This is a genomic window from Ensifer adhaerens (assembly GCF_020035535.1).
Classification (GTDB): domain Bacteria; phylum Pseudomonadota; class Alphaproteobacteria; order Rhizobiales; family Rhizobiaceae; genus Ensifer.
The window spans coordinates 818910-832633 of record NZ_CP083349.1; the positions used below are offsets into that span (position 1 = coordinate 818910).

At 60.6% G+C, this 13724-nt stretch carries 14 protein-coding genes; 10 read left to right on the top strand and 4 right to left on the bottom strand.

The genetic code is table 11. The annotated features are described in order from the left end of the window. Positions 1-25: 25 nt before the first annotated feature. Positions 26-2092: a lytic transglycosylase domain-containing protein gene (locus LAC81_RS03985; protein ID WP_223726811.1), complete on the bottom strand. Its 2067-nt coding sequence runs from the start codon at positions 2090-2092 to the stop codon at positions 26-28. Between the two features lie 291 nt (positions 2093-2383). Here LAC81_RS03985 and dapA point away from each other — a divergent pair, with 291 nt between their 5' ends. Both dapA and smpB read left to right on the top strand, forming a co-directional pair. Beyond that, positions 2384-3268, top strand: a complete 885-nt coding sequence (gene dapA / locus LAC81_RS03990) for a 4-hydroxy-tetrahydrodipicolinate synthase (RefSeq protein ID WP_223726812.1) — start codon at positions 2384-2386, stop codon at positions 3266-3268. After that, positions 3268-3747, top strand: coding sequence for an SsrA-binding protein SmpB (gene smpB / locus LAC81_RS03995; RefSeq protein ID WP_113541517.1), 480 nt, complete (start codon positions 3268-3270; stop codon positions 3745-3747). Before dapA ends, smpB begins: the two co-directional genes overlap by 1 nt. 180 nt (positions 3748-3927) lie before the next feature. Here the strand turns inward: smpB and LAC81_RS04000 are convergent, their stop codons facing one another. Next, complete coding sequence (locus LAC81_RS04000; protein WP_223726813.1) at positions 3928-4509, bottom strand: NYN domain-containing protein; 582 nt, start codon at positions 4507-4509, stop codon at positions 3928-3930. 467 nt (positions 4510-4976) lie between these two features. On the opposite strand from LAC81_RS04000, the gene rpoZ reads away from it, so the two are divergent. The 8 genes from rpoZ (at position 4977) to era (ending at position 11860) form a co-directional block, all read left to right on the top strand. Then, entirely contained in the window at positions 4977-5384 is a 408-nt protein-coding gene (gene rpoZ, locus LAC81_RS04005) for a DNA-directed RNA polymerase subunit omega (RefSeq protein WP_113541515.1), read from the top strand. Positions 5385-5562: 178 nt separating this feature from the next. Next, entirely contained in the window at positions 5563-7788 is a 2226-nt protein-coding gene (locus tag LAC81_RS04010) for a RelA/SpoT family protein (protein ID WP_223726814.1), read from the top strand. 203 nt (positions 7789-7991) lie between these two features. Continuing rightward, positions 7992-8141, top strand: coding sequence for a DUF3563 family protein (locus LAC81_RS04015; protein WP_065377015.1), 150 nt, complete (start codon positions 7992-7994; stop codon positions 8139-8141). A 189-nt stretch (positions 8142-8330) separates the two neighbouring features. Further along, positions 8331-8885, top strand: coding sequence for a DUF2062 domain-containing protein (locus tag LAC81_RS04020; protein WP_223726815.1), 555 nt, complete (start codon positions 8331-8333; stop codon positions 8883-8885). Beyond that, complete coding sequence (gene acpS, locus LAC81_RS04025; protein WP_113541511.1) at positions 8882-9301, top strand: holo-ACP synthase; 420 nt, start codon at positions 8882-8884, stop codon at positions 9299-9301. The genes LAC81_RS04020 and acpS overlap by 4 nt, the downstream gene beginning before the upstream one ends. Positions 9302-9462: 161 nt before the next feature. Continuing rightward, the gene (gene lepB / locus LAC81_RS04030) at positions 9463-10206 is read left to right on the top strand and encodes a signal peptidase I (protein ID WP_113541539.1); all 744 of its coding nucleotides are present in this window, start codon (positions 9463-9465) and stop codon (positions 10204-10206) included. Further along, complete coding sequence (gene rnc / locus LAC81_RS04035; protein WP_113541510.1) at positions 10206-10922, top strand: ribonuclease III; 717 nt, start codon at positions 10206-10208, stop codon at positions 10920-10922. The genes lepB and rnc overlap by 1 nt, the downstream gene beginning before the upstream one ends. A gap of 8 nt (positions 10923-10930) precedes the next feature. After that, on the top strand, positions 10931-11860 hold the full coding sequence (era, locus tag LAC81_RS04040) for a GTPase Era (RefSeq protein WP_057252807.1): 930 nt from the start codon (positions 10931-10933) through the stop codon (positions 11858-11860). A gap of 178 nt (positions 11861-12038) precedes the next feature. Here era and arsC read toward each other — a convergent pair whose 3' ends face one another. Both arsC and LAC81_RS04050 read right to left on the bottom strand, forming a co-directional pair. Next, positions 12039-12467, bottom strand: coding sequence for an arsenate reductase (glutaredoxin) (gene arsC, locus LAC81_RS04045; RefSeq protein WP_223726816.1), 429 nt, complete (start codon positions 12465-12467; stop codon positions 12039-12041). 101 nt (positions 12468-12568) lie between these two features. Further along, a complete protein-coding gene (locus tag LAC81_RS04050; RefSeq protein ID WP_223726817.1) occupies positions 12569-13558 on the bottom strand; it encodes a glycerophosphodiester phosphodiesterase family protein in 990 nt (329 codons plus the stop codon). Positions 13559-13724 lie beyond the last annotated feature (166 nt).

Below are 13724 nucleotides of genomic sequence, written 5' to 3' on the forward strand. Positions count from 1 at the left end.
ATTTGAACGGCCTAGGTCGCGCCGGCTATTGGCGCCCCATCCTCAGGTCCTCGACGATGTCGGCCTTCTGCCCGAGCCTCGACTTGTAAACCTGATAGTTTTCCATGACCCGCTGCACATAATTGCGGGTCTCCTGGAATGGAATGCGCTCGATCCAGTCGACGACTTCGTCGATCGGCTTGCCGCGTGGGTCGCCATAGCGGCCAAGCCACTCCGGTACACGGCGCGGCCCGGCGTTATAAGCAATGAAGGTTAGGATATAGGAGCCGCCGAAGCTGCTGATCTGTTCGCCGAGGTAATGAGCGCCGAGCGTGGCGTTGTAGCCCGCATCGCTGGTCAGCCGATCCTGCGAATACGCGAGGCCATAGCGACTGGCGACGCCCTTGGCTGTACCCGGCATCAGTTGCAGCAGGCCGCGGGCATTGGCGGTTGAGATGGCTGCGGGATTGAAGGCGCTTTCCTGCCGCGCGATCGCATAGGCAAGCGCCTTGCCGGAACCGTCGATATTGGCGCTCGAAGGAATCACGCCGACGGGAAAGGCGAGGGCCGCGACATCGATGCCGCGTCCGAATGCGATCTTGCCGACCTGGAGCGAGAGCTGGTGGTTTCCGGCCTTCTCTGCGCGCGCCGAAAGCAGAGCGAGCTCGCCGGGACTGGTCAGTTCTTCGGCAAGCGCACGGTAGAGGCTGTCGGCGCGCCAGGCGTGGCCGGCGCTTTCAAGGCGGGAGATCGCGCGCACTGCCTCACGGTTCTCGAACTGTGCCCGGTCGTTCGCCGATGGGGCAGGGTAGGCGACGTTCAACGTCTTGCGGCCAAGCCGGGCGGCTGCAAGTTGCCCATAGAAGGTTCCGGGGTAGCGAGCCGCATTGGCGAAATATTCGCTGGCATTGCCCGGTCCGCCGGCCTCGGCCGAACGGCCCAGCCAATACCAGGCGCGAGAGGCGGAAAGCGGACGGTTTGAAAAGTCGAGGATGCGGCGGAAGTGGCGCGCTGCGATCGCCGGATCTTCCATGCCGCGCAATGCGTACCAGCCGGCGTGGAATTCGGCGTCGACGACATCGGTCGCCTCCGTTGCCAGATGGCTGGCCGCGATCCGGTAGGCGCCCTTGAAGTCGCCCGCGTCGAGCAGGCCTCGGCTAACGACGCGCTGCTCGACCCACCATTCGCCAGGATTGACGAGCACCCCTCTGTCCTTCGGCATACGGGCAAGAAGCTTGGCCGCCTCCTCGTATTTTTTCTGCTTTCGCAAGGATTCGATCTGAATGAAGAGGTAAGCCGGATCCTTGCGCCAGGAGGGATCGACCGCCGCGATCAGCGCATCGGCCTTGTCGTTGCCGCGATTGACCGCTGCCCAGGCACGATAGAGTGACTGTGCCTTGCCGAGATCGCCAAAGCGCTCGGCCTGTTCGACGCGGTTGCGGTAAAGGAGCATGGCCATGCGCCGCTGATGATCGGCTGGCGTCAGCAGACCGGAGAACTCAGCCAGGATCAGGCCCTCCATATCCTTGTCGAGCCCATCCCGTTGCCAGATACCGCGCAAGCGTTTCGCGGCAGCTTCTGTTTGTCCCTGGGCGACAAGCGCGCGCGCCAAAATGAGGGTTCCTTCGGTCGTCTCAGGCTGGGTGTTGCCAAAGGCGGCAAGGACATCGGCCGCCGGCGGATTTTCGCGAAAAAGGGCGCGCTCCGAATTGGCACGCAGGGATTTCAAGCCGGGCCATCCCTGAAGTTCGCGCTGGGCGTCGGCGATCTCAAAGGAAGGAATGCCGCGCTGGCCGGAAACGGCAATCGCCCAGGTCAGGATATGCCGGTCGAGCGCATCGCGGCTCATGGCATTGCGAACGGCAATCGCGGCCGCCGGCTGCCGGTTGGACAGAGCGTCGAGACCCGTCTTCAGATCGCTGTTTATTGGAGCAACGATCGCCGGAATGGCATTGGTGGTCTCGTCGGTGGCAATTTGCGCAGCTTTCCCCGACATGACGGGTTTGCGAGCCGGAACCGGTATTCGCTCCAGCGTTTCGGAACTGAACGCCGGCGACGTGAGCAACGCAGCGCCGATGATGGCGGCGACAGGCAGAAAGTTTGATCCGCGCATCAAGAGGCCGTGTTCCCCGTGTCTCACATTCATCTGCCGCCGGATTGTCTGAGGCAAGACTAGCGGCCAATATTGATCATGGCAATCGCACCTTGCCGCCCCACGCCCAAGGCGGAGCGGGACCATTATGCGGGCTGAACGTCAAGCTTTTGCACGAAAACCGGCGTGAAATGCCGTGTCACGACGCTTGCCGCAGCCTCCTCACATGATTATGGTGCGGCAGTTTTTTAACCGTCGATTACGGCCAAAGCATGAGTGCATTTTGCGTCTTTGCGCCGTCAGGAGTTGTGCATGTTCAAGGGTTCCATTCCCGCTCTCGTAACACCGTTCACCGCGACCGGCGCGGTGGATGCGGATGGTTTCGTCGCGCATGTGGAATGGCAGATAAAAGAGGGCAGCCATGGTCTCGTGCCGGTCGGAACCACCGGCGAGTCTCCGACCCTTTCCCATGACGAGCACAAGAAAGTCGTCGAACTCTGCATCGAGGCAGCCGCCAAGCGGGTGCCGGTGATCGCCGGCGCCGGCTCCAACAACACGACGGAAGCGATCGAGCTCGCGCAGCATGCCGAACAGGCTGGTGCCGACGCGATCCTCGTAGTCACGCCTTACTACAACAAGCCAACGCAGAAGGGCCTCTTCGCGCATTTTGCCGCGATCGCCGAAAGCGTGAAGCTGCCGATCGTTATCTACAACATTCCCGGCCGTTCGGTCGTGGATATGAGCGTCGAGACCATGGCCGCGCTTGCCAAGGCCTATTCGAACATCATCGGTGTCAAGGATGCCACCGGCAAGATCGAGCGCGTATCCGAACAGCGCATGGCCTGCGGCCCCGATTTCGTGCAGCTTTCCGGCGAGGACGCGACCGCCCTCGGCTTCAATGCCCATGGTGGTGTTGGCTGCATTTCCGTCACGGCTAATGTGGCTCCGCGGCTTTGCGCCGAGTTCCAGGAGGCAACGCTTGCCGGTGAGTTCGCCAAGGCGCTCGACTATCAGGACAAGCTGATGCCGCTGCACAAGGCGATCTTCATGGAGCCCGGCCTTTGCGGCGCGAAGTATGCGCTGAACCGCCTCGGCCGGATGAGCCGCGCCGTGCGCTCGCCGCTGCTGTCGACGCTCGAGCCGGCAACCGAAGCGGCGATCGACGCGGCCCTCAGGCATGCAGGATTGATGAACTGATGGCACCCAAAGGAAGCCAGCGCACGGTCAACAAGGTTGTGGCGGAAAACCGGAAGGCCCGCTTCAACTATGAGATCGTCGACACCTACGAGGCCGGTCTGGTTTTGACCGGCACCGAGGTCAAGTCGCTGCGCGAAGGCAAGGCCAACATTGCTGAATCCTATGCGACGGACGAAGGCGGAGAGATCTGGCTGATCAACTCCTATCTGCCGGAATATCTGCAGGCGAACCGCTTCAACCACGAAACGCGGCGTCGGCGGAAGCTGCTTCTGTCGAAGCGCGAAGTCAATCGCCTTCAGGGCGCGGTCAACCGCGAAGGCATGTCGCTGATCCCGCTGCGCATCTATTTCAACGAGCGGGGCCGGGCCAAGCTCGAGTTGGCGCTCGGCAAGGGCAAGAAACTGCACGACAAGCGCGAGAGCGCGAAAGAGCGCGATTGGAATCGGCAGAAAAGCCGTCTGCTGAAGGATCGCGGCTAGCGATCCTTGGGCGCCAAGTCGGCTTGCATTAATTCCCACGAAAACGGCGGGCGATCTAGGAAGATGTGCGGCCGGCTGCGCGTCATACGCTGCCACCGCATGCCCAGAGCCTTCACTTGTTCTTTTGATTTACGATACGCACTGACGCCTTGAAACGGCAGTTCCTGCGATCGTCGCGCATCAGATCTCGACGGGGTCCGCCACCGGCTCGGGGGCATGGCGCGGCGTGCGTTCGGAAGGCTCGCGACCGATCTCTGCCCGCAGGGTGGCGAGATCGATGAAATGATCCGCCTGACGGCGCAGGTCGTCAGCGATCATTGGCGGCTGGGTCGACATCGTCGAGACAACGGAAACCTTGCGGCCGCGGCGCTGCAGGGCTTCGACGAGCGTTGTGAAATCGCCATCACCGGAAAAGATGACGAGGTGATCGACCGTTTCAGACTGTTCCATGGCATCGATTGCAAGTTCGATGTCCATATTGCCCTTGATCTTGCGGCGACCAAGTGAGTCGGTGAATTCCTTGGCCGGCTTCGTCACGACCTTGTAACCGTTGTAGTCTAGCCAATCGATCAGTGGGCGGATCGAAGAATATTCCTGATCTTCGATGAGTGCGGTGTAGTAGTAGGCGCGCAGCAGATAGCCGCGTTTCTGAAATGCTTTCAGGAGTTTGCGATAGTCGATGTCGAAGCCGAGACTCTTCGATGCCGCGTAGAGATTTGCGCCGTCGATAAAAAGTGCGATCTTTTCGCGGGGATCAAACATCGTCTTTCCTTTTCAATGCCGGCGCATCCAGTGCCCGCTGCCGGCCGATACGCAAAAATAAGTCGTTTACATTAATAATTGCTGATATTGCAAATAATGTAGGCTAGGCATTGCATTATTCCAGCAGAGCGCTCGCGAATATAGCTAGTTTTAGCAGTTGCTATAGATAGTCCACATCCGTGGAATGCCTTTTCTACCAAGCGTTTTGGCGTCGCGGTCTGCGATGCAACCAGGTGTTTGTGAGTAAGGTTTTCCAGCCCATTAGGATCGCATTTTATCACGAAGTGTGACGTTACGTGAGCGTCCCTCGAAGGAAAAACTTGAACTTGTCTTGTTTTGATTGTATCCGGGCGGCTAATTCCAGAAATCGGAGCCGACGAGGCCGTCGCTAGACGGCTGTTCCGGTTTCGTGTCGTCAATCCGTGCAGCGGCAATGCCGCCGCGCTTCGAGCCCAAAAGGACAGGCAATGGCCCGCGTCACCGTCGAAGATTGCATCGACAAGGTCGATAACCGTTTCGAACTCGTTCTGCTTGCCAGCCACCGCGCGCGCCTGATCTCCCAGGGTGCCGCCATCACCATCGACCGCGACAACGACAAGAACCCGGTCGTAGCGCTTCGCGAGATCGCCGATGAGACCCTTTCTCCCGGCGACCTCAAGGAAGATCTGATCCACTCGCTGCAGAAGCACGTCGAGGTGGACGAGCCCGAGCCGGATCCGGCTTCGCTGCTGCAGTCGGAAACGGAAACCACGTTTACCGAAGTTGCCGAGGACGAAGACCAGCCGGAAGCGATCACTTTCGACCGCATGTCGGAAGAGGAGCTGCTGGCCGGCATCGAAGGTCTTGTGCCGCCGGAAAAGAGCGACGACTACTGAGATCTTTCGCGGAACGCCCGTTCCTGCGTGTTTTCAAAGCAGTGCGCCACTCGTATGATTGGCGCACTTTTTTATTGATTTCTTCTAGAGTGGGATGAGGAAATGTGTATGCGGTCGTCCGCCCGCATCCCGCTCTAACTTATAAGAAAATCATCCTGATCTAGAGGACCGCCAGCGAATGATGCGCCAATACGAGCTCGTTGAGCGCGTGCAAAAATACAAGCCCGACGTCAATGAAGCCTTGCTGAACAAGGCTTACGTCTATGCGATGCAAAAGCATGGCCAGCAGAAGCGGGCAAGCGGCGATCCCTATATCTCTCATCCCCTTGAAGTGGCGGCGATCCTGACGGAAATGCGGCTCGACGAGTCGACGATTGCGGTCGCACTTCTTCACGACACCATCGAAGACACGACGGCGACCCGTCAGGAGATTGATGACCTCTTCGGCGAGGACATCGGTGCGCTTGTCGAGGGACTGACGAAGATCAAGAAGCTCGATCTCGTCACCAAGAAGGCCAAGCAGGCCGAAAACCTGCGCAAACTGCTGCTGGCGATCTCGGACGATGTGCGCGTGTTGCTGGTCAAGCTTGCTGACCGGCTGCACAATATGCGCACGCTCGATCACATGTCGGCGGAAAAACGCGCCCGCATCTCTGAGGAAACGATGGATATCTATGCGCCGCTCGCCGGCCGCATGGGTATGCAGGATATGCGCGAGGAGCTCGAAAACCTCTCGTTCCGCCATATCAATCCGGAAGCTTTCGAGACCGTCACCCGGCGGCTGGAAGAGCTTTCGCAGCGCAACGAAGGTTTGATCAAGAAGATCGAAGACGAATTGCGGGAGTTGCTTCAGGCGGAAGGCCTGAAGGCTGCACAGGTCAAAGGCCGGCAAAAGAAACCCTATTCCGTCTTCCGCAAGATGCAGTCGAAGTCGCTGTCCTTCGAACAGCTCTCGGACGTCTGGGGTTTCCGTATCATCGTCGACGACATCCCGTCCTGCTACCGGGCGCTCGGTATCGTCCACACCCGCTGGCGGGTCGTTCCCGGTCGCTTCAAGGACTACATCTCGACGCCGAAGCAGAATGACTATCAGTCGATCCACACGACGATCGTCGGCCCCTCGCGCCAGCGCATCGAGCTGCAGATCCGCACACGGCGCATGAACGACATCGCCGAATACGGTATCGCGGCCCATTCGCTCTACAAGGACGGGGAGGGGAACTCGACGGATCCGGCCTTGTCGCCGACCTCGAACGCCTATTCCTGGCTGCGGCGTACGATCGAATCCCTTGCCGAGGGGGATAACCCCGAAGAATTCCTCGAGCACACCAAGCTCGAGCTGTTCCAGGATCAGGTGTTCTGCTTCACGCCCAAGGGACAGCTGATCGCGCTACCGCGCGGCGCGACGCCGATCGACTTTGCCTATGCGGTGCACACCAACATTGGCGACACCTGCGTCGGTGCGAAGATCAATGGCCGCATCATGCCGCTGGTCACGCGTCTCAACAACGGCGACGAGGTGGAGATCATCCGCTCCGGCATCCAGGTGCCGCCGCCGGCTTGGGAAGAGATTGTCGTCACCGGCAAGGCGCGCTCGGCCATCCGCCGCGCGACGCGTGCCGCCATTCGCAAGCAATATGCCGGTCTCGGCTATCGCATTCTGGAGCGCACTTTCGAGCGCGCCGGCAAGTCGTTTTCGCGCGAAGCGCTGAAACCGGCCCTGCATCGTCTAGGTCAGAAGGAAGTCGAGGACGCCATCGCTGCGGTCGGTCGCGGCGAGCTCTCGTCGCTCGACGTGCTGCGCGCCGTCTTCCCGGACCATCAGGATGAGCGCGTGACGGTGAAGCCCAGCGCCGACGATGGCTGGTTCAACATGCGCAGCGCCGCCGGCATGGTGTTCAAATTGCCGGGTCGTGGTAAGGACGCGAACGGCGCAGCACAGGTCGAAGGGCCGGAAGCGCTTCCGATTCGTGGCCTCTCCGGCAATGCCGAGGTTCACTTCAGTCCTGCCGGCGCCATACCCGGCGATCGTATCGTCGGCATCATGGAGAAGGACAAGGGCATCACGATCTATCCGATCCAGTCGCCGATCCTGCAGAAGTTCGACGACGAGCCGGAGCGCTGGATCGACGTGCGCTGGGATCTGGACGAAGCCAACAGCAGCCGCTTCATCGCTCGGATTGCAATCAGCGCTCTGAACGAGCCCGGAACCCTGGCGGAAGTGGCCCAGGCGATCGCGACCAGCGACGTCAACATTCGTTCATTGTCGATGGGGCGCGTGGCTGCCGACTTCAGCGAACTCCAGTTCGATCTGGAGGTCTGGGATCTGCGTCAGCTCAACCACCTGATCACGCAGCTCAAGGAGCTTCCGAGCGTGTCCATGGTGAAGCGTCTCTTCGAATAGGCCGAACGGCGCGGCGGCCTGCAAGGCTGTCGTGCCCATCGGTGGGGCTGTTCTGAATGCGGCTGCCTCAAAAACAGGCAGCGGGTGCATGGCAAAGCGGCAAGGCATGCTGTGGCTGCATGGCTGCCGCCATTTCCTGGAACTGGTGGAAAAGAGACCTCTAAACTATCTTCTGTTTCGGGAGGTAAACAAAGAGGTTTGCCATGTTCAATCAGTTGAAGAAGATCACCCGCGCATTGCGCGTCCCCACTCAGGAAGAGCGCGAGCTCGCCTATCTCAATAGCTCGGTCGATCGTATCGATCTCGAATACCGTCAGCGCCAGATCGATCGCGGCCTGTTCCGCAACTACTAAGTCGATCGCGTCCCGTCTCAGGGCGGGATGCTGAAGCCATGCGTTCGGTGAATGGCTCGCCTGCGACATATGCGCGGCGCGCCAGCGGGTTGCAAGCAGAGGGCATGACGCCTATCTTGCGGCCAGCAAACAGGCGGACGCGCCGTCTTGTGCCGATTGACGGCTCCAAGATGCGGTCATGACGGCAGAATGTTATTCAGACGTAGAAAACCGGTCACGATTTCCGAAAGGCTCCGCGCACTCCTTTGGCCGCGCAAGGGCTTTCGGCGTGGCCCGCGCTACATCGCCTTGAGGATTTTGCGCCTCTCATCGACACCGCATTCGATTGCTATCGGGGTGGCTGCGGGTGCGGCATCGTCGTTCACGCCGTTTTTCGGCCTGCACATCATCATAGCCGTTGCCCTGGCCTTCGTCTTCTCAGGTAATCTGGTTGCCGCGGCGATCACCACCGCGCTTGCCAACCCGGTGACGATCCCGATGATCTTGACTGCGTCCTATGAGCTGGGGACCGCCATTCTGGGGGTCGAAAGTGCGCACGCCGCCAGCAGCAGCGACGTCATGCGCATGGTCGAGCACCTGGACCTCTCCGCTCTCTGGGGACCGGTCTTCAAGCCGATGCTTGTCGGCTCCCTGCCGCTGGCCGCGGCCGGCGCGGTGATTTCCTATCTTGCGTCTTACCACGCGGCTCGCATCTTTCAGAAGCGACGCCGGGCACGCACAAAAGACCTCGGACCTTCCTCATGATCATAGGCATAGGCAGCGACCTGATCGATATCAGGCGGATCGAAAACTCGCTTTCCCGCTTCGGCGAGCGCTTCGTGCAGCGCTGTTTCACAGACATCGAAATTGCCAAGTCCGAGGGCCGGAAAAACAGGGCTGCGTCCTATGCCAAGCGGTTCGCCGCCAAGGAAGCCTGTTCGAAGGCGCTCGGCACCGGTCTCGCGCAGGGCGTCTTCTGGAAAGACATGGGCGTCATCAATTTGCCCGGCGGCAAGCCGACAATGAACCTCACCGGTGGTGCGGCCGAGCGTCTGGCGCAGATGCTGCCGCCCCATCACCGGGCAGCCATTCACCTGACGATTACCGATGATTTTCCTCTGGCGCAGGCCTTCGTGATTATCGAAGCACTGCCCGTTGCTCCGGTTGAGGGAACGGTTTAGAGCATTCCGCTGGAAAACCCGGTCTGCGGCGATTGAAGGGCAGGCAGTCTGCAGCATATGAGACCGGGTTCAACGCAGTTTGAATGTGGGATCAAAACTGCGGAAGAAAGTTGAGAGCAAGCCCCGGTGAGGGCGTTGCCATGATAAAGGAAGACAAAAGCGTGGCAGAAAAGACAGAAGCGAAGCAGAGCGGTCTCTGGGAAAACGTGAAGGTCGTTATCCAGGCGCTGCTCCTGGCCGTGGTCATCCGTACGGTTCTCTTTCAGCCCTTCACCATTCCCTCGGGCTCGATGATGCCGACTCTGCTCGTTGGCGACTACATCTTCGTCAACAAGTTCGCCTACGGCTTCTCCAAGTATTCGCTTCCGCTTTCTCCCGACCTGTTCTCCGGCCGCATTTTCGCAAGCGAGCCGAAGCGTGGAGACATCGTCGTCTTCCGCTTCCCGCCGAACCCCGACATCGATTACATCAAGCGCCTGGTCGGCCTGCCGGGTGATCGTGTCCAGGTGCGCAACAGCATCCTCTACATCAACGACAAGCCGGTCGACCGCGCGCCGGACGGTGCGTTCCGTGCCGACGACCAGTACGATACCGGCGGCGACGTCCCGGTCTATCGCGAAACGATGGACAACGGTGTGTCCTACGACACGCTCGACCAGTTCCCGGATTCGCGCGGCGACAACACCCGCGAATTCATCGTGCCGGCCGGCCATTACTTCATGATGGGCGACAACCGCGACAATTCGGCTGACAGCCGCTTCGACGTCGGCTTCGTTCCGGCCGAAAACTTGGTCGGCCGCGCCAGCATGATCTTCTTCTCGCTTGGCAACGACACCTCGTTCCGCGAAATCTGGAAGTGGCCGGCGAACCTGCGTTACGATCGTCTGTTCAAGGCGGTCGAATAATGAAGTCGCGGTCGCTAAGCGCGGAGGATCGGGCAAAGCTCGAGACCGTGATTGGCTATCAGTTTGCTGAGAAGGAGCGCCTGGATCGGGCGCTCACCCATTCCAGCGCCCGTAGTGCCAAGGGCTCCAACTATCAGCGGCTGGAGTTCCTGGGCGACCGGGTTCTGGGGCTGTGCGTTGCCGAACTTCTGTTCCAGACCTTTCGCGACGCAAATGAAGGCGAACTGTCGGTAAGGCTGAACCAACTCGTCAGCGCCGAAAGCTGCGCCAAGGTCGCCGACGATATGGAGCTGCACCAGTTCATCCGGACCGGTTCCGACGTCAAGAAGATTACCGGCAAGGCGATGATGAATGTGCGCGCCGATGTGGTAGAGTCGCTCATCGCCGCCATCTATCTCGATGGGGGCCTTGAGGCTGCGCGCGGCTTCGTGCTGCGCCACTGGAAGGATCGGGCAGTACGCGCCGACGGTGCGCGCCGCGATGCGAAGACCGAATTGCAGGAATGGGCGCATGCCAAGTTCGGCATTGCGCCGTCATACAGGACGGACGACCGTTCCGGCCCGGACCATGATCCTCGCTTCACGGTAACCGTGGAGATCTCGGGGGTCGCGCCGGAGACCGGGATCGACAGGTCCAAGCGTGGCGCCGAGCAGATCGCCGCGATGAAATTGCTGGAACGCGAAGGCGTGTGGCGGAAAAATTCCGCCGGAAATTGACGGAAAAAATGACGGATATGGAAAAAGATACGGCCGCCGAAGGCGCGCCGACCCACTCGGGCTTCGTGGCGCTGATCGGCGCGACCAACGCAGGCAAGTCGACCCTGGTCAACCGCCTCGTCGGCGCCAAGGTGTCGATCGTCAGCCACAAGGTGCAGACCACGCGCGCGATCGTGCGCGGCATCGCCATCCACGACAACGCCCAGATCGTCTTCATGGACACTCCCGGCATCTTCAAGCCGCGCCGCCGGCTCGACCGCGCCATGGTTACGACCGCCTGGGGTGGAGCCAAGGACGCCGACGTGATCATGCTCCTGATCGATAGCGAGCGTGGCCTGAAGGGTGATGCGGAAGCGATCCTCGAGGGGCTGAAGGAAGTGCACCAGCCGAAGATCCTGGTGTTGAACAAGATCGATCAGGTGCGTCCAGAAGATCTCTTGAAGCTCGCGGCTGCGGCCAACGAGACGATCAAGTTCGAACGTACCTTCATGATCTCGGCGCTGAACGGGTCGGGTTGCAAGGATCTGATGGACTACCTCGCCGAAACCTTGCCGGAAGGCCCCTGGTACTACCCGGAGGATCAGATTTCCGATCTGCCGATGCGCCAGCTCGCGGCTGAAATCACTCGCGAGAAGCTGTTCCTGCGCCTGCATCAGGAACTTCCCTATGCCTCGCATGTCGAAACCGAGAAGTGGGAAGAGCGCAAGGACGGATCGGTTCGCATCGAACAGGTGATCTACGTCGAGCGCGAGAGCCAGAAGAAGATCGCGCTTGGCAAGAATGGCGATGCGATCAAGGCGATTTCGACGGCATCGCGCAAGGAGATCTCCGAGATCCTCGAGCAGCCGGTGCACCTGTTCCTCTTCGTCAAGGTGCGCGAGAACTGGGGCGACGATCCCGAGCGCTTCCGCGAAATGGGCCTCGAATTCCCGCGATAAGCCGGGGCACACGGCCTTTGCAATACGATCACGGCACCCGTCGCAATCGGGTGTCGTACTCCGGCCGCGCACCGCTTATGAGACCGGCACAAATCACCGCAGCACTTTAGATCTGTAGCAAACTCCTTCAGTCGATTCCGGTTTAGGCGCTGCGCAAGTGCCGCCGCCGGCGGCGATATCACGCGCCCGCTACGCGTTTTCCGTTGTCATCGAGAACCGGCTCCCCGTCCTCCTTCGAGAACGGGCCCTTGTGCGTGTCGGGCAGGATCCCGAGCACCAGTTCGGACGGGCGGCAAAGCCACGTGCCGATCGGCGTCACCACGAAGGGGCGGTTGATGAGAATAGGATGTTCCATCATCGCGTCGAGCAGGCGTTCGTCGCTGAGTGTGGGGTCCGCGAGCCCGAGTTCCGCATAGGGCGTGCCTTTTTCGCGGATCACGTCACGAACCGTCAGGCCGGCGTCAGTGATCATCTTCTGGAGTTCCTGCCGCGATGGCGGCGCCTGCAGATACTCGACCACAGTCGGTTCGATACCGGCGTTGCGGATCATCGCAAGCGTGTTGCGTGAAGTGCCGCAGGCGGGGTTGTGGTAGATCGTGACGTTCATGCGTTGGCCTCCTGCTAAGTCGAGATGGTCAGCAGCCGGTCTCGACGACTGTTCTCGAAGCCATAGGCTCGATGCGGGCAAGGGGCAAGCCGTACGCTGCCTCAGTCCGCCATGGCCTCAGCGACCTGCCGTTTTCCCAGTGCCGGACCGATCATCTCGATACGGTTGGTCCAGATGTAGCCGGAAAACCCCGGCGGGACCAATTCCAGGTCCTGCATCGTATCGATCCCGGTGGTGAAATCGCCACCGTGATAGGGGCCGAGCAGGATGATCTCGCTGCCCGCCGCTTCCATCCGTTCGGCGAAACGATCCGGCCAGCCCCAGAGGAATTGCGCATAATTGCCGGGCACAACGATGAGGGTGTTGCGGCAGGCCTCCGGCATCAGGCCCGTCCAGCCAAAGCCGAGATAGCGCGTCAGGCACGCCATCGTCGATGTCCGGTCATAGCCGCGCATCCCTTCCAGGCGCTTGAGCGTCTCGTGGGTCGGCTCCTCGCCGCCATAGGCCCCGAACACCGCCTGTCGCCATTGCGGCTGCGCTTCGATCAGTGTTGCGAGTGCTGTGCCTTCCTCTGCGCGCCGGCTCTTGAAGTTGACCAGGAACTTGCGGTCGGGGAAGGCCGCCAGCACTTCATCCAGCGTCGGCATCTGGCCGACACCCTTGCCGCGGAACGGGAAAGACGTGCCGCCATCGGCGGTGTAACCGTAGCCGATGTCGAGAGATTTCAGCATCGCCATCGGCGTTTCCTCGGTCACGCCCTTGCCCTCGGTGCGGCAGTCGAGTGTCCAGTCGTGGAAGACGGCGAACTGTTTGTCCGGGGTGAGATGCACGTCGAGTTCGACGACGTCGGCCCCGGCATCGAAGGCAGCCTGCATCGAGGCGATGGTGTTTTCGAGATAGGGATGCTGCGGCGTGTCGATGATCGTTGCCGTACAGGTGTCTTTGCCGACATTTGCCTTCGAATAGGTCTGGTGAACGCCGCGATGTGCAAGCAGTTTCGCCGTGCCTGCCGGCGGCGTGACAAACATCGACGTGTTCATCGCCCAGACGACGGCAGCAAACAGCACGATAGCGGCAAGGGCTTTCTTCATCCCGATTCTCCTCTTGCAATCGGGATTGCCCGACAATGTGGCGCGACGATGATCGTGCACGTTTCGCGTGCGTGTCGCGGATTGCGAACAATGTGTCACCCGCGCGCGCGATTGACCCTTAGCTGAGCCCTGTGAGACGTAGCGGTCGCTGATTTTGCGATCCGGA

Excerpts from the sequence above, each read along its gene's own strand:
- LAC81_RS03985 (WP_223726811.1), bottom strand. The coding sequence starts at position 2,092 with ATGCGCGGATCAAACTTTCTGCCTGTCGCCGCCATCATCGGCGCTGCG.
- dapA (WP_223726812.1), top strand. The coding sequence starts at position 2,384 with ATGTTCAAGGGTTCCATTCCCGCTCTCGTAACACCGTTCACCGCGACC.
- smpB (WP_113541517.1), top strand. The coding sequence starts at position 3,268 with ATGGCACCCAAAGGAAGCCAGCGCACGGTCAACAAGGTTGTGGCGGAA.
- LAC81_RS04000 (WP_223726813.1), bottom strand. The coding sequence starts at position 4,509 with ATGTTTGATCCCCGCGAAAAGATCGCACTTTTTATCGACGGCGCAAAT.
- rpoZ (WP_113541515.1), top strand. The coding sequence starts at position 4,977 with ATGGCCCGCGTCACCGTCGAAGATTGCATCGACAAGGTCGATAACCGT.
- LAC81_RS04010 (WP_223726814.1), top strand. The coding sequence starts at position 5,563 with ATGATGCGCCAATACGAGCTCGTTGAGCGCGTGCAAAAATACAAGCCC.
- LAC81_RS04015 (WP_065377015.1), top strand. The coding sequence starts at position 7,992 with ATGTTCAATCAGTTGAAGAAGATCACCCGCGCATTGCGCGTCCCCACT.
- LAC81_RS04020 (WP_223726815.1), top strand. The coding sequence starts at position 8,331 with ATGTTATTCAGACGTAGAAAACCGGTCACGATTTCCGAAAGGCTCCGC.
- acpS (WP_113541511.1), top strand. The coding sequence starts at position 8,882 with ATGATCATAGGCATAGGCAGCGACCTGATCGATATCAGGCGGATCGAA.
- rnc (WP_113541510.1), top strand. The coding sequence starts at position 10,206 with ATGAAGTCGCGGTCGCTAAGCGCGGAGGATCGGGCAAAGCTCGAGACC.
- era (WP_057252807.1), top strand. The coding sequence starts at position 10,931 with ATGACGGATATGGAAAAAGATACGGCCGCCGAAGGCGCGCCGACCCAC.
- arsC (WP_223726816.1), bottom strand. The coding sequence starts at position 12,467 with ATGAACGTCACGATCTACCACAACCCCGCCTGCGGCACTTCACGCAAC.
- LAC81_RS04050 (WP_223726817.1), bottom strand. The coding sequence starts at position 13,558 with ATGAAGAAAGCCCTTGCCGCTATCGTGCTGTTTGCTGCCGTCGTCTGG.